Annotated in this window: 21 protein-coding genes; 12 read left to right on the forward strand and 9 right to left on the reverse strand. The window is 63.3% G+C overall.

The features are described from left to right. Positions 1-118: 118 nt before the first annotated feature. The 3 genes from ACU5AZ_RS08265 to ptsN all read left to right on the forward strand — a co-directional run bounded on the left by ACU5AZ_RS08265 (position 119) and on the right by ptsN (position 1,468). Positions 119-274 carry a hypothetical protein gene (locus ACU5AZ_RS08265; RefSeq protein WP_446825524.1) on the forward strand — a complete coding sequence of 52 codons (156 nt, stop codon included), beginning with the start codon at positions 119-121 and terminating at the stop codon, positions 272-274. Positions 275-342: 68 nt separating this feature from the next. After that, positions 343-918: a ribosome hibernation-promoting factor, HPF/YfiA family gene (hpf, locus tag ACU5AZ_RS08270; RefSeq protein WP_446825955.1), complete on the forward strand. Its 576-nt coding sequence runs from the start codon at positions 343-345 to the stop codon at positions 916-918. 85 nt (positions 919-1,003) lie between these two features. Continuing rightward, complete coding sequence (gene ptsN, locus ACU5AZ_RS08275) at positions 1,004-1,468, forward strand: PTS IIA-like nitrogen regulatory protein PtsN (protein ID WP_261931409.1); 465 nt, start codon at positions 1,004-1,006, stop codon at positions 1,466-1,468. Positions 1,469-1,565: 97 nt separating this feature from the next. Here ptsN and grpE read toward each other — a convergent pair whose 3' ends face one another. Further along, positions 1,566-2,213 (reverse strand): nucleotide exchange factor GrpE, encoded by a 648-nt coding sequence (gene grpE, locus ACU5AZ_RS08280; protein WP_446825525.1) that lies wholly within the window; start codon positions 2,211-2,213, stop codon positions 1,566-1,568. Positions 2,214-2,324: 111 nt separating this feature from the next. After that, positions 2,325-3,413 (reverse strand): heat-inducible transcriptional repressor HrcA, encoded by a 1,089-nt coding sequence (gene hrcA / locus ACU5AZ_RS08285; RefSeq protein ID WP_446825526.1) that lies wholly within the window; start codon positions 3,411-3,413, stop codon positions 2,325-2,327. 174 nt (positions 3,414-3,587) lie between these two features. Here hrcA and rph point away from each other — a divergent pair, with 174 nt between their 5' ends. The 5 genes from rph (at position 3,588) to ACU5AZ_RS08310 (ending at position 7,389) form a co-directional block, all read left to right on the forward strand. After that, entirely contained in the window at positions 3,588-4,310 is a 723-nt protein-coding gene (rph, locus tag ACU5AZ_RS08290; protein WP_446825527.1) for a ribonuclease PH, read from the forward strand. Between the two features lie 20 nt (positions 4,311-4,330). Next, positions 4,331-4,753 carry a VOC family protein gene (locus tag ACU5AZ_RS08295; protein ID WP_446825528.1) on the forward strand — a complete coding sequence of 141 codons (423 nt, stop codon included), beginning with the start codon at positions 4,331-4,333 and terminating at the stop codon, positions 4,751-4,753. Then, positions 4,753-5,397, forward strand: a complete 645-nt coding sequence (gene rdgB / locus ACU5AZ_RS08300; RefSeq protein ID WP_446825529.1) for an RdgB/HAM1 family non-canonical purine NTP pyrophosphatase — start codon at positions 4,753-4,755, stop codon at positions 5,395-5,397. The genes ACU5AZ_RS08295 and rdgB overlap by 1 nt, the downstream gene beginning before the upstream one ends. Then, a complete protein-coding gene (gene hemW, locus ACU5AZ_RS08305; RefSeq protein ID WP_446825530.1) occupies positions 5,397-6,584 on the forward strand; it encodes a radical SAM family heme chaperone HemW in 1,188 nt (395 codons plus the stop codon). The genes rdgB and hemW overlap by 1 nt, the downstream gene beginning before the upstream one ends. 226 nt (positions 6,585-6,810) lie before the next feature. Beyond that, positions 6,811-7,389, forward strand: a complete 579-nt coding sequence (locus ACU5AZ_RS08310) for a GNAT family N-acetyltransferase (protein ID WP_446825531.1) — start codon at positions 6,811-6,813, stop codon at positions 7,387-7,389. A 64-nt stretch (positions 7,390-7,453) separates the two neighbouring features. On the opposite strand, the gene ACU5AZ_RS08315 is transcribed toward ACU5AZ_RS08310, so the two are convergent. Continuing rightward, the gene (locus ACU5AZ_RS08315) at positions 7,454-8,047 is read right to left on the reverse strand and encodes a class I SAM-dependent methyltransferase (RefSeq protein WP_446825532.1); all 594 of its coding nucleotides are present in this window, start codon (positions 8,045-8,047) and stop codon (positions 7,454-7,456) included. Positions 8,048-8,229: 182 nt separating this feature from the next. Here ACU5AZ_RS08315 and ACU5AZ_RS08320 point away from each other — a divergent pair, with 182 nt between their 5' ends. After that, a complete protein-coding gene (locus tag ACU5AZ_RS08320; RefSeq protein ID WP_446825533.1) occupies positions 8,230-8,532 on the forward strand; it encodes a hypothetical protein in 303 nt (100 codons plus the stop codon). Between the two features lie 105 nt (positions 8,533-8,637). Here ACU5AZ_RS08320 and dnaA read toward each other — a convergent pair whose 3' ends face one another. From dnaA to mutM, 4 genes are all read right to left on the reverse strand, one after another. Then, on the reverse strand, positions 8,638-10,077 hold the full coding sequence (dnaA, locus tag ACU5AZ_RS08325) for a chromosomal replication initiator protein DnaA (RefSeq protein WP_446825534.1): 1,440 nt from the start codon (positions 10,075-10,077) through the stop codon (positions 8,638-8,640). A gap of 830 nt (positions 10,078-10,907) precedes the next feature. Beyond that, positions 10,908-11,174 (reverse strand): 30S ribosomal protein S20, encoded by a 267-nt coding sequence (gene rpsT, locus ACU5AZ_RS08330; RefSeq protein ID WP_261931420.1) that lies wholly within the window; start codon positions 11,172-11,174, stop codon positions 10,908-10,910. Between the two features lie 200 nt (positions 11,175-11,374). Next, positions 11,375-12,148, reverse strand: coding sequence for an enoyl-CoA hydratase (locus ACU5AZ_RS08335; protein WP_446825535.1), 774 nt, complete (start codon positions 12,146-12,148; stop codon positions 11,375-11,377). A gap of 31 nt (positions 12,149-12,179) precedes the next feature. Further along, positions 12,180-13,058, reverse strand: a complete 879-nt coding sequence (mutM, locus tag ACU5AZ_RS08340) for a bifunctional DNA-formamidopyrimidine glycosylase/DNA-(apurinic or apyrimidinic site) lyase (protein ID WP_446825536.1) — start codon at positions 13,056-13,058, stop codon at positions 12,180-12,182. Between the two features lie 163 nt (positions 13,059-13,221). On the opposite strand from mutM, the gene ubiE reads away from it, so the two are divergent. Both ubiE and ubiB read left to right on the forward strand, forming a co-directional pair. After that, entirely contained in the window at positions 13,222-13,998 is a 777-nt protein-coding gene (gene ubiE, locus ACU5AZ_RS08345) for a bifunctional demethylmenaquinone methyltransferase/2-methoxy-6-polyprenyl-1,4-benzoquinol methylase UbiE (protein WP_261931423.1), read from the forward strand. Between the two features lie 6 nt (positions 13,999-14,004). Beyond that, entirely contained in the window at positions 14,005-15,579 is a 1,575-nt protein-coding gene (gene ubiB, locus ACU5AZ_RS08350; RefSeq protein ID WP_446825537.1) for a 2-polyprenylphenol 6-hydroxylase, read from the forward strand. A 1,377-nt stretch (positions 15,580-16,956) separates the two neighbouring features. On the opposite strand, the gene mntR is transcribed toward ubiB, so the two are convergent. Next, positions 16,957-17,406: a manganese-binding transcriptional regulator MntR gene (mntR, locus tag ACU5AZ_RS08355; RefSeq protein ID WP_446825538.1), complete on the reverse strand. Its 450-nt coding sequence runs from the start codon at positions 17,404-17,406 to the stop codon at positions 16,957-16,959. Positions 17,407-17,636: 230 nt separating this feature from the next. Between mntR and ACU5AZ_RS08360 the strand changes: the two genes are divergently transcribed. Then, a complete protein-coding gene (locus ACU5AZ_RS08360; protein WP_446825539.1) occupies positions 17,637-18,995 on the forward strand; it encodes an Nramp family divalent metal transporter in 1,359 nt (452 codons plus the stop codon). Positions 18,996-19,008: 13 nt separating this feature from the next. Here the strand turns inward: ACU5AZ_RS08360 and ACU5AZ_RS08365 are convergent, their stop codons facing one another. Next, positions 19,009-20,058 carry a methyl-accepting chemotaxis protein gene (locus ACU5AZ_RS08365; RefSeq protein WP_446825540.1) on the reverse strand — a complete coding sequence of 350 codons (1,050 nt, stop codon included), beginning with the start codon at positions 20,056-20,058 and terminating at the stop codon, positions 19,009-19,011. Between the last annotated feature and the right edge of the window lie 23 nt (positions 20,059-20,081).

Here is a 20,081-nt window from a genome sequence, read left to right on the forward strand (position 1 = left end):
CTTGGGAAGCTGACGGCATATTGCCGCAGCCGCTATGGTTCCAGCTGAAAAGGAAGCCTGCGACGCTCGAATGCGAAGATTTTTGCGCTCCCGGCGCAGCTTGTCCGCCTGAATGGGGATGAGCGAAAGCCGAACCGGAGCATCGGTCAAGCGATTGCCAGGGCGAAAAGCCGGCACGATTGATGCGATCGTCTCGACGAGACCCGCAAAACTCCTCGAATTCGAATGGCTGGTCATCGTCGATACGGCATCGATCAATGACCTGTTCGCTTGAAACGCTTGGATGAGACCGCCGGTTGGCGTAAACTGATACCCGCAAATCAGCATAAGAAGGAAAAATCCATGAGTGTGCGTGTATCCGGTAAACATATGGAAATTGGCGATTCTTTCCGTCAACGGATTACAGGTCAGATCGGGGAGGCGATCGAGAAGTACTTTGACGGCGGCTTTTCAGGACAGGTGACGGTCGAGAAGTCGTCCTCCCGCTTTGCGGCGGATTGCAGGCTTCATCTCGACAGCGGCGTGGTTCTGCACGCGGCAGGTCAGGCCAACAGCCCGGAGGCTGCGTTCGACGCGGCCGCGGAGCGGATCGAGAAGCGGCTTCGTCGCTACAAGCGGAAACTCAAGGATCATCACGCCGGCAACAACCAGAACGGCTCCGCGGAAATCTCCTACACGGTGATGGACGCGGTTCCGGAAGAGCACGAAGAGCTCCCGGAAGATTTCGCGCCGACGATCGTTGCCGAAAGCAGCAAGCAGATCAGAACCATGACGGTGGCGACCGCCGTCATGGCGCTCGACATGACCGACGAACCGGTCTTCATTTTCCGCAGCCCGGGCAAGGAAGACCTGAATATCGTCTACCGTCGTCAGGACGGCAATATCGGCTGGATTGACGCAGCCACCATCAAGAGTTGAAATCAAGATAGCCCGGCAGGCAAAGAACCCGTTAACTGGCACCCGCCGGGCTCTCCTCCCTTCATGCGGCGCGAAGGAACATTAAATGGCATTGGCAGACCTTCTGCAGACAGATGCGGTCATCCCCTCGATGAGGGCTCATTCGAAAAAGCAGTTGCTCCAGGAACTGGCTTCCAAGGCCTCCAAGATAACCGGCATTCCCGAGCGGGAGATCTTTGACGTCATCCTGCAGCGCGAGCGACTGGGCTCGACCGGCGTCGGACATGGCATCGCCATTCCGCACGGCAAGCTCACCAGCATCAAGTCGATCGTCGGCGTGTTCGCACGCCTGGAGACACCGGTCGATTTCGAGGCGCTCGACGACCAGCCGGTCGATCTGGTGTTCCTGCTCCTGGCGCCCGAAGGCGCCGGTGCGGACCACCTGAAGGCGCTGTCGCGCATCGCCCGCATCCTGCGCGACCAGGATCTCGTCGCCAAGCTGCGCGCCACCGACAGCGCCTCGGCGATCTACACCTTCCTCAACGAGGAAGAAGCCTCGAACGCCGCCTGATCCTTTTCGCAGGCACCAATGAAAAGCCGCCGGACGTGAAATGCGTCCGGCGGCTTTCTTGTGTCGAGTTTCTGGAACGTTGCGGAAGGATGTGCCCTTACGCGTCCTTTTCGTTCACGGCCTCGGTGCCCGGTTCGGCCGCTACGGTTTCAGCTTTCGGGCCGCCCTTGGCGACGCCGACCATGGCCGGGCGCAGCACGCGCTCGCCGATCGTGTAGCCGGCCTGGACGACCTGCATGACGGTGTTGTTCGGCACGTTCGGATTAGGAACCTCGAACATCGCCTGGTGGAAGTTCGGATCGAACTTCTCGCCTTCGCATTCGATCTTCTTGACGCCGTGACGCTCAAGCGCCGAGAGCATCGAACGCTCGGTCATGTCGACGCCTTCGACGAGCGCCTTCAGGCCCGCATCGGCGTTTTCCAGAACCTCGGCCGGAACGGCGTCGAGCGCGCGGCGCAGGTTGTCGGATACGGCGAGCATGTCGCGGGCGAAACCTGCGACCGAATACGAACGGGCGTCCTTGACGTCACGCTCGGTGCGGCGGCGCAGGTTTTCCATCTCGGCTGCGAGGCGCAGCATGCGGTCGCGGAGGTCGAGGTTTTCGGCCTGCAGCTGTTCGATCGGGTCGGGCGCCCGCGCTTCCGCTTCGGCGGCGCCGGCTGCATCCTGCTCCTTCGGAGCTTCGGTTTCGGCTGCGGCCTCTGCGGCGGTGTCAGGGCCGTTCTTCTTCATTTCATCGGTCATGACGATCTCCGGATAGGTCATTTCATGTCGTGCCCGATATCGAGGTTCACGGCCGAAAAATCAAGGCTTGCGTGCGATCGCCGGCCGGAAATCCGTCGTTTTCGGGATTGTCTAGCGCCCCGAGCGGGCGAGCCGCGCCATCAGCTGCGCGGTGTAGTCGACCATGGGCACGACACGGGCGTAATTGAGCCGTGTCGGGCCGATGACGCCGACCGCGCCGACGATCCGCTCGTCGGCATCGCGGAAGGGCGCGACGATCAGCGAGGAGCCGGAGAGCGAGAAAAGCTTGTTCTCCGAGCCGATGAAGATGCGCACGCCCGACCCGGTTTCAGCGAGACTCATGATCTCGATCAGGCTGTCCTTCTTCTCCAGATCATCAAACAGCATGCGCAGCCGGTCGATGTCCTCGACGCCGCCCACACCCTCGAGCAGGTTGGCGCGGCCGCGCACCACGAGCTGGGAGGGTTTGCCCTCCTCGCCCGATCCGGACCAGACGGCGAGGCCGCGACTGACGAGGTCCTGCGACAGCGTGTCGAGCTCGCGGCGCACCTCGTCCTTCAAGGCCTCCAGCTGCCGGCGCAGTTCGGCGAGCGTCCTGCCGGTCATATGGGCGTTCATGAAATTGGCAGCCTCGGTCAGCTGCGAGGTGGTGATGCCGGACGGCAGGTCGATGATGCGGTTTTCCACCTGCCCCTGCTCACCCACCAGCACGGCAAGCGCCTTGGTCGGCTCGAGCCTGATGAACTCGACATGCTTCAAGACCGGATCGGCCTTCGAGGTGATCACCAGGCCGGCGCCGCGCGACATGCCAGACAGCATCTGGCTGGCATCATTGAGGAGGGTTTCCACCGACTGGTCGGCATGGCCCGAGCGCATATGGCGGTCGATCGAGGCGCGGTCATCCTCCGACAGGTCGCCGATCTGCATGAAGGCATCGACGAAGAAGCGCAGGCCAAGCTGCGTCGGCAGCCGTCCGGCGCTGATATGTGGCGAATAGACGAGACCCAGCTCCTCGAGATCGCTCATCACGTTGCGCACGGAGGCCGGCGACAGCGACATCGGCAGGAGGCGCGAGAGATTGCGCGAGCCCAAGGGCTCGCCGCTCTCCAGATAACTCTCCACGATGCGCCGGAAAATCTCTTTCGAACGGTCGTCCAGTGCGGTGACAGCGTCCTTGTCCGGCTTGCCAGGAAAACCCATCTGATGCGCGATATCCATCACAGTTCAACTCTGTCTGAAATATAGTCGTTCCCTTTTCCAACTCAAACCGGAATTTCGCCTGCGACCATGGAAGTCGGGCATGATCCTCGCTTTTTCTTTGCAAAAAGGCCGGGTGAGCCGTAGAAGGCTGACCAAAGAACAAGGAGATACCTTATGCGTCCATCCGGCAGAAAAACAGATCAAATGCGCGCCGTCAGCTTCGAGCGCAATTTCACCAAGCATGCGGAAGGCTCCTGCCTGGTGAAATTCGGCGACACGCATGTTCTGTGCACCGCCAGCCTGGAGGAAAAGGTACCGGGCTGGATGCGCAATTCCGGCAAGGGCTGGGTGACGGCCGAATACGGCATGCTGCCGCGCTCGACCGGCGAACGCATGCGCCGCGAGGCGACCGCCGGCAAGCAGGGCGGCCGCACGCAGGAAATCCAGCGCCTCATCGGCCGCTCCTTGCGCGCCGTCATCGATCTCGAAGCGCTCGGCGAACGCCAGATCACCGTCGACTGCGACGTCATCCAGGCTGACGGCGGCACCCGCACCGCCTCGATCACCGGCGGCTGGATCGCCCTTTACGACTGCCTGAAATGGATGGAAGCGCGCAGCATGATCAAGACCGATCGCGTGCTGATCGATCATGTCGCCGCCATTTCCTGCGGCATCTTCGCCAACCAACCGGTCATCGACCTCGATTATCTCGAAGACTCGGCTGCCGAAACCGACGCCAACTTCGTCATGACCGGCAAGGGCGGCATCGTCGAGATCCAGGGCACGGCGGAAGGCAAGCCGTTCTCGGACGAGGAATTCCTCACCCTGATGGGCCTTGCCAAGACCGGCATTGCCGATCTCGTATCGCTGCAGAAGCAGGCGGTCGGCGCGGCCTGAGGCTAAGCGTCCCGGAGATCATGACGAACGCGATTGCCGCCATACTGGAAACAGCGCTCTACGCCCGCGATCTCGACGCGGCGGAGGCGTTCTATGGCGGCATCCTTGGCCTTGAGAGAATCACACGGGTGGCGAACAGGCACGTCTTCTTCCGCTGCGGCGACGGTATTCTGCTCGTCTTCAATCCGGACGAGACGGCAAAGCCCGCCGCGCCGGACCGCCTGCCGGTGCCGTCGCACGGTACGAACGGTCCGGGCCATGCCTGCTTCCGGGTTGCCGGCGCAGAGATAGACGGCGTTCGCGCGCGGCTCGAAAATGCCGGCGTCGCCATCGAAGCGGATTTTTGCTGGCCGAACGGCGCGCGGTCGATCTACTTTCGCGATCCGGCCGGCAACAGCCTCGAATGCGCCGAACCGAAACTGTGGGGACTAGAGCAGGACTGATGCGCAAACTCGACCAGAAGACGATCGTCGTCGCCAGCCACAATGCCGGCAAGATCCGTGAGATCGAGGACCTGATCGGTCCGTTCGGCTTCAATGCCAGCTCGGCTGCGGCTCTCGACTTTCCGGTCCCCGACGAGACCGGCACGACCTTCGAGGAGAATGCAGCCATCAAGGCGCTCGCCTCGGCGAAAGCCTCCGGCCTGCCGGCGCTTTCGGACGATTCCGGCCTCGTCATCGACGCGCTCGACGGCGCGCCGGGCGTCTACACTGCCGACTGGGCGGAGAAGCCGGACGGCAGCGGCCGCGACTTCATGATGGCGATGGAAAAGGTCGAGCAGGCGCTCAAGGACAAGGGCGCCGCCGCCAATGAGCGCACCGCCCGCTTCGTCTCCGTGCTCTGCCTTGCCTGGCCGGATGGCCATACCGAAATGTTCCGCGGCGAGGTCGAAGGCGAGATCGTCTGGCCGCCGCGCGGCAGCCGCGGCTTCGGCTACGACCCGATCTTCAAGCCCGACGGCCATGAGCGCACCTTCGGCGAAATGGAGGCCGACGAAAAGCACGGCTGGAAGCCCGGCGATGCGACCGCGCTTTCCCACCGCGCCCGCGCCTTCAAGCTGTTCGTCGAAACCTGCCTGGAGGCCTGATGGCATTGATAGATGCACATGCCGGACTGCTGCCCGACACCGGCGATCCGGGTTTCGGCGTCTATCTGCATTGGCCGTTCTGCGCGGCCAAATGCCCGTATTGCGACTTCAACAGCCATGTGCGCCACCAGCCGGTGGACCAGGAGCGCTTCGCCGCCGCCTTCCTGAAGGAAATGGCGACCATGCGGCAGATGAGCGGTGCCCGCACCGTCACCTCGATCTTTCTCGGCGGCGGCACGCCCTCGTTGATGGAACCGAGGACGGTCGAGACCATCCTCGACGGCATCGCCCGCGAATGGCACGTGCCGGCCGGCATCGAGATCACCATGGAGGCCAATCCGTCGAGCGTCGAGGCCGAGCGGTTCAAGGGCTACCGCGCGGCCGGCGTCAACCGCGTCTCGCTCGGCGTCCAGGCGCTGAACGACATCGACCTGAAATTCCTCGGCCGGCTGCACGACGTCGCCGATGCGCTGAAGGCGATCCGGCTGGCGCGCGAAATCTTCCCGCGGATGTCGTTCGATCTGATCTATGCTCGCCCCAACCAGACGGTCACCGCCTGGGAGCAGGAGCTGCGCGAGGCGATTTCCTATGCCGTCGACCATCTGTCGCTGTACCAGCTGACGATCGAGGAAGGCACGCCGTTTTATGGCCTGCACAAGGCCGGCAAGCTGATCGTGCCGGACGGCGACCAGTCGGCGCTGCTCTACGAGGCCACGCAGGCGATCACCGCCGACGAAGGGCTGCCGGCCTATGAGGTTTCCAACCACGCCCGGCCGGGCGCCGAAAGCCGCCACAACCTCACCTACTGGCGCTACGGCGACTATGCCGGCATCGGCCCCGGGGCGCATGGCCGTCTGAAGACCGGCAACCGCAAGACCGCGACCAGCACGGAGCGCAATCCGGAACGCTGGCTGCAACTCGTCGAGACGCAGGGCCACGGCATGATCGACCAGGAGCTTCTCGGCTATGAGGAGCAGGCGGACGAATTGCTGCTGATGGGCCTGCGCCTGCGCGAAGGGGTCGACCTCGCCCGCTGGCAGATGCTGTCGGGCCGCGACCCCGATCCGAAGCGCGAGGCAACGCTCCTCGAACACGGCTTTATCGAGCGGATCGGCAATTCGCGGCTGAGATGCACGCCGTCGGGCATGCTGGTGCTCGACGCGGTGGTCGCCGATTTGGCTTGCTGATGAAGAACAAGCGGCGACCCTGCTTGATCTTTCGAACCGCTCGGCTATCCTCCCCTTCATGATCACAGCCGGCCAGACCCTTATGACCATGACCACCATGCAGACCTCGGGGTTTGCGGGACTGGCTGAGGTTTGAGTTCAGCATCATAGATCCCGACCAACCCCGCGAACCAAGCGGGGTTTTGTTTTTTCAGCGCTCCGCTTCTTCCACAACCAGGAAAAAGCCATGCGTGAAAGCAAGCCTGACCATGCAGACCTGCCAAGCAAACTGGGATCCGGCCCCGCCAACCTCATCATCCGCCCAGTCCATGAACGGGATCTGCCTGCCCTTTTCGAAATCGTTACCATGCCGGGTTTCCGGGCGGGAACGCTCCGGCTCCCTTTCCAGCGATTCTCCGACACGGAGAAGTGGTTCGCGGCGATCGGCCCCGACGACATCTCCATCGTCGCCGAACTGAACGGCAAGGTGGTGGGCGATGCCGGCGCACGCCGCTTTGCCGGACGGCGTGCGCATGTCGCGCGGATCGGCATGGGCCTGCATGACGACTATCACCGGCGGGGCATCGGCTCCGCTCTTCTTGCCGCGATCATCGACGCTGCCGACAATTGGCACGACATTCGCCGTCTGGAGCTTGAGGTCTTTGCCGACAATAAGGCTGCAATCGGTCTCTACCGCAAATTCGGCTTTCAGGATGAAGGGCTGCTGCGCGGCTATGCCTATCGAAACGGAACCTATGCGGACGCCCTCATGATGGCTCGCCTGCGGTTCGATCCCATGCCGCGACAACCGACAACGACCGAGTGACTGGGGACAGGCGGGGCTGCTACAGGTAACTGGACCCTCCTCAATGGAAGAGGCTGGCCCGCCCTCAAACCTTCGTCGCTGTCACATGCAGCCAATCTGTCGGCACGCCGTCATAGCCGCCGCCCGAGCTGGCATCGATTTCGATCGTGCCAAGGCCGGCGGCCTCGTAAACGCTCTGCAGATACTCCGCCGACGGGTTGTTGTAGTAGCGGCCGAAGCGATCGATCGTCTCGTCCGCCGCCGTCTTGTAGCTCGCGTAGAACAGGCCGCCGGCCTTCAGCGCCCGCGCGATGCGGCCGATGATCTCCGGCAGTTCGGTTCTCGGCACGTGCAGCAGGCAGGCGTTCGCCCAGACGGCGTCGAAAGCGGCGCTGTCCGAGAGGGTCGCGAAAGGCTGCACGCGAACCGGAACGCCGAGCCGCCTCTCGGCTTCGGCGGCCATTTCCGCCGTGCCGTCGGTTGGCCTGACCTCGATCCCGAGTGACAGCATGTGGGCGCTGTCATGGCCAGCGCCGCAGCCAAGCTCGAGAACGCGGGCGCCTTTCGGCAGGCGGGCGATGAAGGCGTCCAGCCTCCCGAAATTCCGCCGCTCCGTATCCGCGGCATATTGCGCGGCATTCTGCGCATAGAAGCGGTCGGTGGAATGGTCGTCGGTCATCACGCGCCTTTCAATCATGAATAGAAGCAGTAGCGTCCACAAATCTTGTAGGGCAAGGGCGATGTTTGCGAAAGCCGAGCGCTCTGTCCTTCAGAGGACACGAAGGTTGCCCAAGATGATGTCGCGAATATAGGATAATCAATGTCCAGGTGAGCGTTGATGGTGCTCTGATGAAAAGCCCTTTGAACATCCAGATCAGCGAACTACGAAAGATCGGGTGGGATGATTGGGATCCAATCGGTATCCGCAGTGCCGAATCGGCAGACTGGAAGACCTGCACGGCCGACGAATACGATTCCTACCTCCTCCATGTCGTTGATCTCCTGCGTCAGGGAGGCCAACCGAAGGACGCAATTTCATATCTCGACCGAGTCGTAACCGAGCACATGGGGCTCGGGCGTCTGACCGATGAGCGGCACCAGGCGTCAGTGAAGTGCGTTCAAGCGATTTCGGATTATCTCAAGGCGCTTGGCGGAGAAAAATGATGCCGCCAGCCCGGGAGCGAATTGCCGGATTCATGCGTTCCAACGCGATTTTCGGACACGGCTAAAGAAAAAGGCCGGCGTTTCCGCCGGCCCTTCTTGGTCCGCCTATTCGTTGATCAGCCGCTTCAGCAGCTCGATCTCGTGGGAAAGCTTCGTATCCTCCGAAATCAGTTCCTCGATCTTGCGCACCGCGTGCAAAACGGTGGTGTGATCGCGTCCGCCGAAGCGGCGGCCGATTTCCGGGAAGGAGCGCGGCGTCAGCGTCTTGGACAGATACATGGCGATCTGGCGCGGCTTGACGATGACGCGAGTGCGGCGGTTGGAGACGAGCTCCTGGCGCGACACGTTGTAATGACGGGCGACGACGCGCTGGATGTCCTCGATGCGCACCCGACGCGGCTCGCCGGCCCCGACCAGATGGGCAAGCAGTTCATCGACGCGCTCGACCGAGATGTTCGGCTCGAAGGAGCGGCGGAACAGGAGCTGGTTGAATGCGCCTTCCAGCTCGCGGCCGCTGGCGGTCACCTTGCGGGCGACATGCGTGAGGATATCGGCGGGGATATCGATCGACGGATCTTCCTTGCGGGCCTGTTCGAGCCGGCCCTTGAGCATTTCCAGGCGCATCTCGTAGTCGGGCGCTTCCATCTCGATCGCCACGCCACCCTGCAGGCGGGAGCGAACGCGGGTGTCGAGCGATTCCAGCTCCCACGGCGCGCGGTCGGCGGCGACGACGACCTGCTTGGCGCTGTCGAGCAGCATGTTCAGGAGATGGCAGAATTCGTGCTGGATCGACTTGCCCTGCAGGAACTGCATGTCGTCGATGACGAGCAGGTCGATGTTGCGCAGCGTGTCTTTCAACGACAGGGCGTCGTTGTCGCGGATCGCCGAGGCGAAGCGCCACATGAAGTATTCGGCCGTCAGGTAGACGACGCGCAGCTGGCGCGGGCTGGAAATTGCCGCATTGGCGATCGCCTGCAGGAGGTGCGTCTTGCCGAGGCCGACGGAGGAATGGATGAAGAGCGGATTGAAGCGCACAGCACTCGCGCCGGCTTCCGCAATGGTGCGGGCGGCGGCAAGGGCGACACGGTTGGACGCGCCCTCGATGAAGCTGTCGAAGGTGTAGCGGCTGTCGAGCGGCGAACCGAACAGCGGGCCTTGCGTGTTTGCCGGACGCTGCATCTGCGTCTTCAGCACGGGCACGGCCTGGGCGATCGACTGCGGACCGGAAAGGGTGGTCTGGACCGGCGCGTCGGTGCCGGAGGAGGCGGTCTCCTCAGCCGACGGCTTGGCGGCGCGGGTCGCGCTGCGCACCATGATCTCGACTTTCAGAACCGCCGGCTCTTCTTCCTGCAGCAGGCTGGTGATGAGATCCAGATAGCGGTTGTTGATCCAGGATTTCAGGAAGGTGGTGGGAACGGAAAGCCTTACGACGCTCTTCGAGACTGAATGCAGCTTGAGACGTCCGAACCAGCTTGCATAGACATCGGACCCGACCTGAGCCTTCAGACGCTTGCTGAAACGGTCGAAAAGAACGTTGTGATCCATCGTGGACCAGCCTCCCACCGCAGACAGCACTTCTTCGGCATTATCGTTAGAACCGGATGATTTGATTGTAGTCAGCACTTTTTTCCGCCTTTTTTATACAGCCGCCACGTCCCGCTTCGCCGAGCAGGTCTCCGCCGCGCCAGTCAGTTCTCCGTCAAGACACAAAGTTCGCGCCCTCGCATGCGCTTACCCGGTCACCTAAAAACACGGCCTCCTTCTTTTTCTGGCGGAGCCACCCGCCTACGCTTCACACTCTCGCAAAGAGACAAAGACAATGTGTCCGGAGACCAGACGGACTCCCGGCAAACCCTTGTTCGTTTCGCGAAATGCGGGACAGAAAAGTCCCGCAGCAAGTGGGTGCAAAAAACCGCTTGCTGTCGCCAGCAATTTTCATGCCTAACCCTTTGGAGTTGCCCCACCCCTTTGCTGGAAGTCATTTAGGCAAGATCGATGGCCAAGATCAACGGTGAAATTTACGCAAATTTAACGGGCGGCCATTGACTCTCGGGGCGGGGTTTAAAAGCCCGTTTTGGAGGGTTGGAGAATCGCTTTTGAATCAACGGGATTCAGCTCAAGTGCAGGTCTGCAACACCCGAAATCGAAAAAAAATAAAAATTCGCTTGACTCACTTCGGGGGTCATCTTCCGTAGCGTAAGATCGAACCGGCCGTCATATCCTTCTGCAAGTTCTTGATTTTAATGATTTTTTAATGTCACCGCGACGTCATAAGATTGACACATTGACGGAGGGCAAAACGGCGACCGGGACAAACACGAAAAGCCCGGCCGAAACGGCCAGGCTTTGTCGAGAGACGAAATGAAGCGTCGAAATTAGGCCGAAAGGGCCTTCACGCGCTGGGCAAGACGCGACACCTTGCGGGATGCGGTGTTGCGGTGCATGACGCCCTTCGATGCGGCGCGCTGCAGTTCCGGCTGAGCGGACTGGAGGGCTGCGAGAGCGTCGGCAGCATTGCCCGAAGCGATCGCTTCTTCAACCTTGCGGATGAAGGTGCGGACGCGCGAAACGCGGTTCTTGTTGACTGCGGTACGGCCAGCGATCTTGCGGGTCGCCTTCTTTGCCGACTTGGTATTGGCCATGTATGCCTCTCTTCGAAATCAAACAATCCCGTCATCGCCGCGGCCAGTCTGCGGCCATTCCGTGCAACAATGCGGGAGCAAATTTAAGGGAAAGCCTGATGGGCTTCCCAAACCGTGGCGGGCATATAGCTGCAATCCGGCCTGACGTCAACGCGCAAACGGGGTCCGGCGGAAAAGAATCTGCATGCCGCCACCGCCATTCACCGGTTCTTGAAGTCCGGTTTGCGCTTTTCGGCGAAGGCCCCCATGCCCTCCTTCTGGTCCTCCGTCGCAAACAGTGCGTAGAACAGGTTGCGCTCGTAGCGCATGCCTTCCGCGAGCGTCAGCTCGAACGCGTTGGCGACGGCTTCCTTGGCCATCATCACCGAGGGCAGCGAGAAGGAAGCGATCTTCTCGGCGGCGGCCATCGCGTCCTCCATCAGCTTTTCCGGCGCGACGACGCGGGCGACGAGGCCGCAGCTTTCCGCCTCCTTGGCATCCATCATCCGTCCGGTCAGCACGAGATCCATCGCCTTCGCCTTGCCGACCGAACGCACCAGGCGCTGCGTGCCGCCCATGCCGGGAATGACGCCGAGCGTGATCTCCGGCTGGCCGAATTTCGCCGTCTCGGAGGCAATCACGATGTCGCACATCATCACGAGTTCGCAGCCGCCGCCGAGCGCATAGCCGGAAACGGCCGCGATCATCGGCTTGCGGGTCGCCGCCACCTTGTCCCAGCCGGCGATGAAGCCGGACTTATAGATGTCGGGGTATTCGAGCGGCAGCATTTCCTTGATGTCGGCGCCGGCGGCGAAGGCCTTTTCCGAGCCGGTGATCACGATCGCGCCGACCTCGTCGTCGCCGTCGAAGGCGGCCAGCGCCTCGATCATCTCGGCAAGCACCGTCGAATTCAGCGCGTTCAGCGCCTGCGGCCGGTTGAGCGTGACGACCCCCACCCTGCCCTTCTTCTCCACGATCAGCGTCTCATAGGCCATGCTGCTTCTCCCTTTTGTCTTGTTCTGCGCGCTATTTCTGGCAGCGCGGGCAATGGAATGTCGAGCGGCCCGCCTGCACGAGCCTCTGGATGGTGCCGGCGCAGCCCTCGCGGCGGCAGGGCTCTCCCTCCCGGTCGTAGACGGAGAAGGAGTGCTGGAAATAGCCGAGCGAGCCGTCGGTGCGGATATGGTCGCGCAGAGTCGAGCCGCCGGCGACAATCGCGTCGGCGATGACGGCGCGGATCGCCGCTTCCAGTTCGAGGAGCTTCGCCCCCGGCCGGCCGGTCTTCGTCACCAGGCTTCCGGCGGGCTTTATCGGCGACAGGCCGGCGCGCCACAGCGCCTCGCAGACATAGATATTGCCGAGCCCGGCGATCACCTTCTGGTCGAGGAGCGCGGATTTGAGCGGCTGCGCCTTGCCGCGGAAACGGGCGGCGAGATAATCGGCGTCGAGCGCATTGCCGGTCGGCTCCGGCCCGAGGTCGCGGAAGGCCGGATAGGCTGCCGCATTGGAGCGGCGCATCAGGTCCATGAAGCCGAAGCGGCGCGGGTCATTATAGATGACATGCCGCCCGGCCCCCTCTCCTTCCAGATGGAAGACGACATGGTCGTGCTTGACGTCCTTGCCGCGCGGATGGTGAAACTCGCCGAGCGTGGCATCGGCGACGCGAAACGAGCCGGACATGCCGAGATGGGCGACCACCGTCAGGTCGTCCTCGAGATCGATCAGCAGATATTTGGCGCGGCGCGACAGCGAAACGATCCGCCTTCCCGCTACCTGCTCGGCGAAGGCCGCGGGGAAGGGAAAGCGCAGGTCGCTGCGGCGCAGCTCCAGCCGGCCGAGCACGGTGCCCTCCATCACGGGGGCGAGCCCGCGCCTGACGGTCTCCACTTCCGGCAATTCCGGCATCCGGTAACCCTTCGTCGAACTTCCTGTTTCAAGATTTTCTGTTTCCGGCTATAGCAGCGCGGACAGGCTGCGGCAAAGGGTGTTCTCGCCTTCGCCGCCACGCCCTATATAAGGTGCGGCAATGACGATTTCCGCATCCCCAGTTTGAAATGGAGTAAGGCTCATGGCTGAAGGCCGCACGTCCGCCGATGGCGGCATGGCGACATCCTACGGTTTCCGCGACGTTGCGGAAGGCGAAAAGCAGGGCCTCGTCAACGACGTCTTCCACAAGGTGGCCAAGCGCTACGACATCATGAACGACGTGATGTCGGCGGGCCTGCACCGGGTGTGGAAGAACGCCATGGTCGCCGCCCTCACCCCGCGGCCCGATCCGTCCTACCGCGTGCTCGACGTGGCCGGCGGCACCGGCGACATCGCGTTTCGCATCATCGAGGCCTCGAAGCGCCAGGCGCATGCGACCGTCCTCGACATCAACGGCTCGATGCTGGCCGTCGGCGAGGAGCGCGCGGCGAAGAAGGGGCTTTCCGACAACCTCACCTTCGTCGAGGCGAATGCCGAGGAACTTCCCTTCGAAGCCAATTCCTTCGACGCCTATACGATCGCCTTCGGCATCCGCAACGTGCCGCGCATCGACGTGGCGCTGTCGGAAGCCTACCGTGTGTTGAAGCGCGGCGGCCGGCTGCTGGTGCTCGAATTCTCCGAAGTCGAACTGCCGCTGCTGGACCGCGTCTATGACGAATGGTCGTTCAAGGCGATCCCGAAATTCGGCAAGGCGATCACCGGCGACGACGAGCCCTACCAGTATCTGGTCGAATCGATCCGCAAGTTCCCGAGCCAGAAGGACTTTGCCGCGATGATCGAGACCGCCGGCTTCTCCCGCGTCACCTTCACCAATTACACCGGCGGCATCGCGGCGCTGCATTCCGGCTGGAAGCTTTAAGCCCGGATGAGCACGATCGGCGCATATTACCGGCTCGCCCGGGTCGGCTGGGTTCTCGTCCGCGAGGGCGTCGTCTCGGCGCTGCCTTCGGAAGACCTGCCGCCGCTCGCCCGCGTCGGCCAGAAGCTTGCCGGGATCTTTGCCCGCAACCGCGCGCTTCGCCGCGACCGGCGCGACAATCTCGCCCGCGCGGTCGAACGGCTCGGCCCTTCCTACGTCAAGATCGGCCAGTTCCTGGCCACCCGCCCGGATGTCGTCGGCGTCGAATTCGCCGCTGACCTCTCCATGCTGCAGGACCGCATGCAGACGTTCCCGACGGCCGCCGCACGGGCGCAGATCGAGGCCTCGCTCGGCCGCAGCATCGAGACGCTCTACGCCTCGTTCGGCGAGCCGGTCGCCGCCGCTTCCATCGCGCAGGTGCATCCTGCCGAGGTCGAGACGAACGGCATCCCCCGCAAGGTTGCCGTCAAGGTCATCCGGCCCGGCGTGCGCGAGCGTTTCGCCCGCGACATCGAGGCGCAATATGCCTTTGCCCGGCTGCAGGAGCGCTTCATTCCCAAAACCCGGCGGCTGCGCCCGGTCGAGGTGACGAAGACACTCGAGCAGACGACCAAGGTCGAGATGGACCTCCGTCTCGAAGCCGCCGCACTCTCCGAACTCGGCGAGAATTCCAAGGACGATCCCGGTTTCCGCGTGCCGAAGGTCGACTGGGAGCGCACCGGCCGCGACGTCGTCACCATGGAATGGATCGACGGCATCAAGATGTCGGACGTCGAGGCGCTTCGCGCCGCCGGCCACGATCTCAACGCGCTCGCCGTCACCATGATGCAGGCCTTCCTGCGCCACACGCTGCGCGACGGCTTCTTCCATGCCGACATGCACCAGGGCAACCTCTTCGTGGAAGCCGACGGCACCGTGGTGGCCGTCGACATGGGCATCGTCGGAAGGCTCGGCAAGAAGGAACGCCGGTTCCTCGCCGAAATCCTCTACGGCTTCATCACCCGCGACTACATGCGCGTCGCCGAAACCCATTTCGAGGCCGGCTATGTGCCCGGCCACCACGACCATGCGAGCTTCGCCCAGGCGATCCGCGCGATCGGCGAGCCGATCCACGGCCAGCCGGCCGAGACGATCTCGATGGCCAAGCTCCTGACCCTGCTCTTCGAAGTGACCGAACTCTTCGACATGGAGACGCGGCCCGAACTCGTCATGCTGCAGAAGACCATGGTCGTCGTCGAGGGTGTGGCGCGCACGCTCGATCCGAAGTTCAACATGTGGAAGGCCTCCGAGCCGGTGGTCGGCGGCTGGATTCGCGACAATCTCGGCCCGAAGCGCATCGTGACCGACCTGAAGGACGGCCTGTCGGCCGCCCTGAAGCTCGCCGAAGCCGTCCCGGAAATCGCCGCCCGCACGGAAAAATTCCATCACGAACTGATGGTGATGAGCGAAAACGGCCTCAGGTTCGACCCGGCCACCGCGGAAGCCATCGGCAAGGCCGAAGCCCGCCACAGCCGCTCCGGCCGGCTGGCGCTATGGGTGATTGCGGCGGCGCTGATCTGGATCGGCTGGGTGCTGGCTTAGGGCGGGGCGAAAGGCCTATCGAGCTGAACGGACCTGCCCACCCTTCGGCCTCGGGCGAGGATAAGGGAAAGGATGGAGCACCCCACCTCCGTCATCCCGGACCTGATCCGGGATCCAGCGGCGCGATGTCCATCGCGCGTGGGACTCTCTTCCAAGGGAAGCGTCCGTCGCCGCTTCTCTCACCGCACCGACGCGCGTTGGCTGGATGCCGGATCAAGTCCGGCATGACGGAAGAAAGAGAGGGCGACGCTCGCGGCGCGTCATCTCCCCCTTGGCGGGGGAGAATGGAATTTCAACATCTTAGCCAACGGCTAAGTGTTAGAAATTCCAAGAGAGGGGGTCAGAGCCACGCTGGCGAAACTATCCCCTCACCAACAAAATCTACGACTTGGCTGCGCCAAGGCCGTGATTTTGTATCCTCTCCCACAAGGGGAGAGGCGCCCCACAAGCCACCAATCTTCCACTCAAATCCCCCTCCCCGAAACCCGTGCCATACTCGTCCCGTTCCGTGTGGATAGGCCGGGGGAGCGAACCTGGCGAGCGGAACCGGCGCTGACGGGTGCGGGCGATCGCAGGCTCATATCCGTCGGGGTTCGCGAACGGTCCCCCTCGGCCCGTGCGGTTCCCGCGATGCGGGGGCCATACAGGACGCAAGCCGTTGCGTGCTGGCGGGTGGGCAGACCGGTCGGGCGTTAAAAACGCCCCGCCGGCGCGCCCTTGAATGACGTGCCTTCGAGGCACGCAGGGCCCTGCCGCGAGGCAAGGCCGCAGAGGGATCCGCGGGCACAAACCGCCGAACGAGGCGCCCGGAAGGGCCATGATATTACACAAAAGATGAGGCACCCCGGGCGCTTCGTCCTTCATACCCTTCATGCCACGGCCGGAAACGGGCGCGTGAAGGGGAAGGTGTGTCCGGAGGGTGAGGACAGGAATGGAGACGCAGACGATGGCCACCAACAACACCCGTCATCCCGGACCTGATCCGGGATCCAGCAGCGCGATGTCCATCGCGCCAGGGACTCTTGTCCAAGGAAGGCGTCCGCCGCCGCATCTCTCACCGCGCCGACGCGCGGTGGCTGGATGCCGGATCAGGTCCGGCATGACGGAAGGAAGAGATCAACGGTGGTGAAGATTGCAGCGAAGAGGAATGCGGCAGTGACACCGGTAACGGCAGGCACCGAGGCCGCCATCCCCACCACCCTCATCCTCGGCCTTGTGCCGGGGATCCAGCGGCGCGATGTCCATCGCGCAGGAGACTCTATGGAAAGGATGACGGCTGGGTTGTTGGAAGGCGGGTTCTCTCGCCGCGCCGACGCGCGGCGGCTGGATCCCAGGGACAAGCCCGAGGATGAGGGAAGACATGGAGCGTCAACCCCGCTACCCCCGCATCGCCTTGCGGAAGGCCTCCAGCGTTTCGACGCTGACATGGTGCTCGATGCCCTCGGCGTCGATGCGGGCGGTTTCCTCGCACACACCGAGCGAGATCAAAAAGGCGACGACGGTCTGGTGGCGTTCGCGGCTTTCCTGGGCGACCTTCAGCCCGGCCTCGGTCAGAAAGACGCCGCGATAGCGCTTGCGGGTGACGAGGCCTTCGGCGGTCAGGCGGGCGAGCATCTTGGCGACCGTAGGCTGGGCGACGCCGAGGCGGGCGGCGATATCGACCTGGCGTGCCTCGTTGCCATCCTCGATGAGATCCGCGATCAGCTCGACATAATCCTCGATCAGCGCGTTGCGCCGCGCCTCGCGGGTCTGGCGAAACCCTTCGGAATGCACCTCCGCGTCGGGCAACGGCTCGCTGCGCTGAATGTGTTTGCGTGTCGCCGCCAAGGTCCTGTTCCGCCCCAATCCCGAGTGCCCTTGAAGAGTTATAGCAAATGCTTGGATTTTTAACAGCGGCTCCTGCCGCAATCCCCGGAGCATCCCGTCCGGTGCCCTTTGCCGGAGTCGCCGCGAGATTTCAAGAACCCTCATATATGAAATATAGCCTATTGCATAATTATAAGCTGTGGTGCAGATTGCACGAAACTGGTAATGCTGCATCTGCGAAAGGCCCCCTGATGTCCGATGCCCCGACGACCGCCGAACAGAGGACCGGCTGGCAATTCTCGTTGCCGGAAGACAGCGAGCGCCCGAGCCTGCCGGAAGTCCACAGCTCCGTGGCGGTGCCGAAGACCGGATCGTGGCTGCGCAAGCTTCTGGCCTTTGCCGGGCCGGGCTACATGGTGTCGGTCGGCTACATGGACCCCGGCAACTGGGCGACGGACCTCGCCGGTGGCGCGCAGTTCGGCTACACGCTGCTCTCCGTCATCATGCTGTCGAACCTGATGGCGATCCTCCTGCAGGCGCTGACGGCCCGGCTCGGCATCGCCACCGGCCGCGATCTCGCCCAGGCCTGTCGCGACCATTATTCGCCGCCGGTCAATTTCGGCCTGTGGTTTGCCTGCGAGCTTGCGATCATCGCCTGCGATCTCGCGGAAGTCATCGGCACCGCGATCGCGCTCAACCTGCTCTTCGGCATTCCGCTGATCGCCGGCGCGCTGATCACCGCGCTCGACGTGTTCCTGCTGCTGCTCCTGATGAAGAAGGGCTTCCGCTTCCTCGAAGCCTTCGTCATCACGCTGCTGACGGTGATTTTCGTCTGTTTCGCGGTGCAGATCATTGCCGCTTCACCGCCGGTCGCGGCCGTCCTCGGCGGCTTCGTGCCGACCGGCGAGATCGTCACCAATCCGGCCATGCTCTACATCGCCATCGGCATCATCGGCGCGACCGTCATGCCGCACAATCTCTACCTGCACTCCTCGATCGTGCAGACCCGCGCCTATGAGCGCACCGAGACCGGCAAGCGCGAGGCGATCAAGTGGGCAACCATCGACAGCACGATCGCCCTGATGATGGCGCTGTTCATCAATGCGGCGATCCTGATCATCGCGGCAGCGGCCTTCCATACGACGGGCCACACGGAAGTGGCCGAAATCGAGGACGCCTACAAGCTGCTCTCGCCGATCCTCGGGCTCGGCATCGCCTCGACCCTGTTTGCCGTCGCCCTGCTCGCCTCGGGCCTGAACTCGACGGTGACGGCCACGCTTGCCGGCCAGATTGTCATGGAAGGGTTCCTGCGGCTGAGGCTGCCCGGCTGGATGCGCCGGCTGATCACCCGCGGCCTGGCGATCATCCCGGTCATCGCGGTCACCGCCATCTACGGCGAGCGCGGCACGGCCGAACTGTTGATCCTGTCGCAGGTCATCCTGTCGATGCAGCTGCCGTTTGCGGTGATCCCGCTCGTGCGCTTCGTCACCGACCGCAAGAAGATGGGCGTCTTCGCCATTCCGCGGCCCGTCGCGCTCATCGCCTGGCTGGTCGCCGGCCTGATCCTGGTTTTGAACTTCAAGCTGCTCTACGACACGTTCACCGGCTGAGGCCGGCGGCGTTTCAGAGGCGCTCGACCTCGGCGCGGATCCGCTGTTCGTCTTCGGTGCGCTGGACGATCACGCCGTACCAGCCAAGGCCGTCATAGTCCTCGTAGCCGAGCGTCTTGGCATAGGCGACGATCGCGCCGTCGTCGGTATAGTAGCTGCCGCTGCCCTCGCCGCCGGAGCGGTCGAGCATGAAGCGGGTAAAGACAAGCTCGGGGCGCGAGGCGGCGATGATGGTGCCGTGCTGGTCGAGCAGCAGGACGGATGTCCGTTCGGCGACCGCCGGCGGCAGGTTCGCCTCCTTCTCGACGATCGCCTGGCCCTGCTCCTGCCAGTCGAAATAGACGCCGAGCGTACCCAGGAGTTCGCCGTCGGGCTTGCCGCCGCGCCTCACACCGGTCGCATAGACCAGCACGTTGCGCTTGTCGTGATGCTGGCTCGGCCGCATCTGGTCGACGATGTAGTCGTTGCCCGAGCGGGTCTTGGCCGCCGCGCGGACCCAGTCGAGCCCAGACAGATCGGCGCGTTCGAGGCCCTTGCGGTATTTCGGATTGGCGCTCGCAACCACGCGGCCGTTGCGGTCGGTCATCACCAGATCGATGTAGACAGTGTAGAACTTGTTGATTTCGCCGAGCCGCGAGGCGGCATAGGCGGCGCTGTCGGCACTCGGTTCTTCGAGCGCCTTCCAGAGCGACGGATCGGTCGCCCACCAGCGCACGTCGGCGGTGCGCTCGAACAGGTTGCGGACGATCAGCTGCACGAGGCTGAGCGACAGGTCGATCAGGCGGCTGCCCTCCATCTGCTGGACGAGATCGGAGGACATGCCGCGGGAAATCTCGATGCGGTGCATCACCCTGTTTTCGAAGTCCGCGGCAATCGATGCCGAGCTTTCTGCCAGTCGCTGCACTTCGTTGGCGACGACCGCAAAGCCCTTGCCGGCCTCGCCGGCACGGGCCGCCTCGATGATGGCGTTGGTCGCCAGAAGGCGGATCATCCGGACGATCTTGAGATTGTCGACACTGAAGGCCTCAAGCGCGGTGCCGATGGATTCCGTCAGAAGGCGCATACTGCGCGGCGTTGCGGACAGTC

The sequence above is a fragment of the Rhizobium sp. PAMB 3182 genome, assembly GCF_052908355.1.

What these genes read in the sequence shown, in the direction of transcription:
- ACU5AZ_RS08265 (WP_446825524.1), top strand. Translation starts at nt 119, where the DNA reads ATGAGCGAAAGCCGAACCGGAGCATCGGTCAAGCGATTGCCAGGGCGA.
- hpf (WP_446825955.1), top strand. Translation starts at nt 343, where the DNA reads ATGAGTGTGCGTGTATCCGGTAAACATATGGAAATTGGCGATTCTTTC.
- ptsN (WP_261931409.1), top strand. Translation starts at nt 1,004, where the DNA reads ATGGCATTGGCAGACCTTCTGCAGACAGATGCGGTCATCCCCTCGATG.
- grpE (WP_446825525.1), bottom strand. Translation starts at nt 2,213, where the DNA reads ATGACCGATGAAATGAAGAAGAACGGCCCTGACACCGCCGCAGAGGCC.
- hrcA (WP_446825526.1), bottom strand. Translation starts at nt 3,413, where the DNA reads ATGGGTTTTCCTGGCAAGCCGGACAAGGACGCTGTCACCGCACTGGAC.
- rph (WP_446825527.1), top strand. Translation starts at nt 3,588, where the DNA reads ATGCGTCCATCCGGCAGAAAAACAGATCAAATGCGCGCCGTCAGCTTC.
- ACU5AZ_RS08295 (WP_446825528.1), top strand. Translation starts at nt 4,331, where the DNA reads ATGACGAACGCGATTGCCGCCATACTGGAAACAGCGCTCTACGCCCGC.
- rdgB (WP_446825529.1), top strand. Translation starts at nt 4,753, where the DNA reads ATGCGCAAACTCGACCAGAAGACGATCGTCGTCGCCAGCCACAATGCC.
- hemW (WP_446825530.1), top strand. Translation starts at nt 5,397, where the DNA reads ATGGCATTGATAGATGCACATGCCGGACTGCTGCCCGACACCGGCGAT.
- ACU5AZ_RS08310 (WP_446825531.1), top strand. Translation starts at nt 6,811, where the DNA reads ATGCGTGAAAGCAAGCCTGACCATGCAGACCTGCCAAGCAAACTGGGA.
- ACU5AZ_RS08315 (WP_446825532.1), bottom strand. Translation starts at nt 8,047, where the DNA reads ATGACCGACGACCATTCCACCGACCGCTTCTATGCGCAGAATGCCGCG.
- dnaA (WP_446825534.1), bottom strand. Translation starts at nt 10,077, where the DNA reads ATGGATCACAACGTTCTTTTCGACCGTTTCAGCAAGCGTCTGAAGGCT.
- rpsT (WP_261931420.1), bottom strand. Translation starts at nt 11,174, where the DNA reads ATGGCCAATACCAAGTCGGCAAAGAAGGCGACCCGCAAGATCGCTGGC.
- ACU5AZ_RS08335 (WP_446825535.1), bottom strand. Translation starts at nt 12,148, where the DNA reads ATGGCCTATGAGACGCTGATCGTGGAGAAGAAGGGCAGGGTGGGGGTC.
- mutM (WP_446825536.1), bottom strand. Translation starts at nt 13,058, where the DNA reads ATGCCGGAATTGCCGGAAGTGGAGACCGTCAGGCGCGGGCTCGCCCCC.
- ubiE (WP_261931423.1), top strand. Translation starts at nt 13,222, where the DNA reads ATGGCTGAAGGCCGCACGTCCGCCGATGGCGGCATGGCGACATCCTAC.
- ubiB (WP_446825537.1), top strand. Translation starts at nt 14,005, where the DNA reads ATGAGCACGATCGGCGCATATTACCGGCTCGCCCGGGTCGGCTGGGTT.
- ACU5AZ_RS08360 (WP_446825539.1), top strand. Translation starts at nt 17,637, where the DNA reads ATGTCCGATGCCCCGACGACCGCCGAACAGAGGACCGGCTGGCAATTC.
- ACU5AZ_RS08365 (WP_446825540.1), bottom strand. Translation starts at nt 20,058, where the DNA reads ATGCGCCTTCTGACGGAATCCATCGGCACCGCGCTTGAGGCCTTCAGT.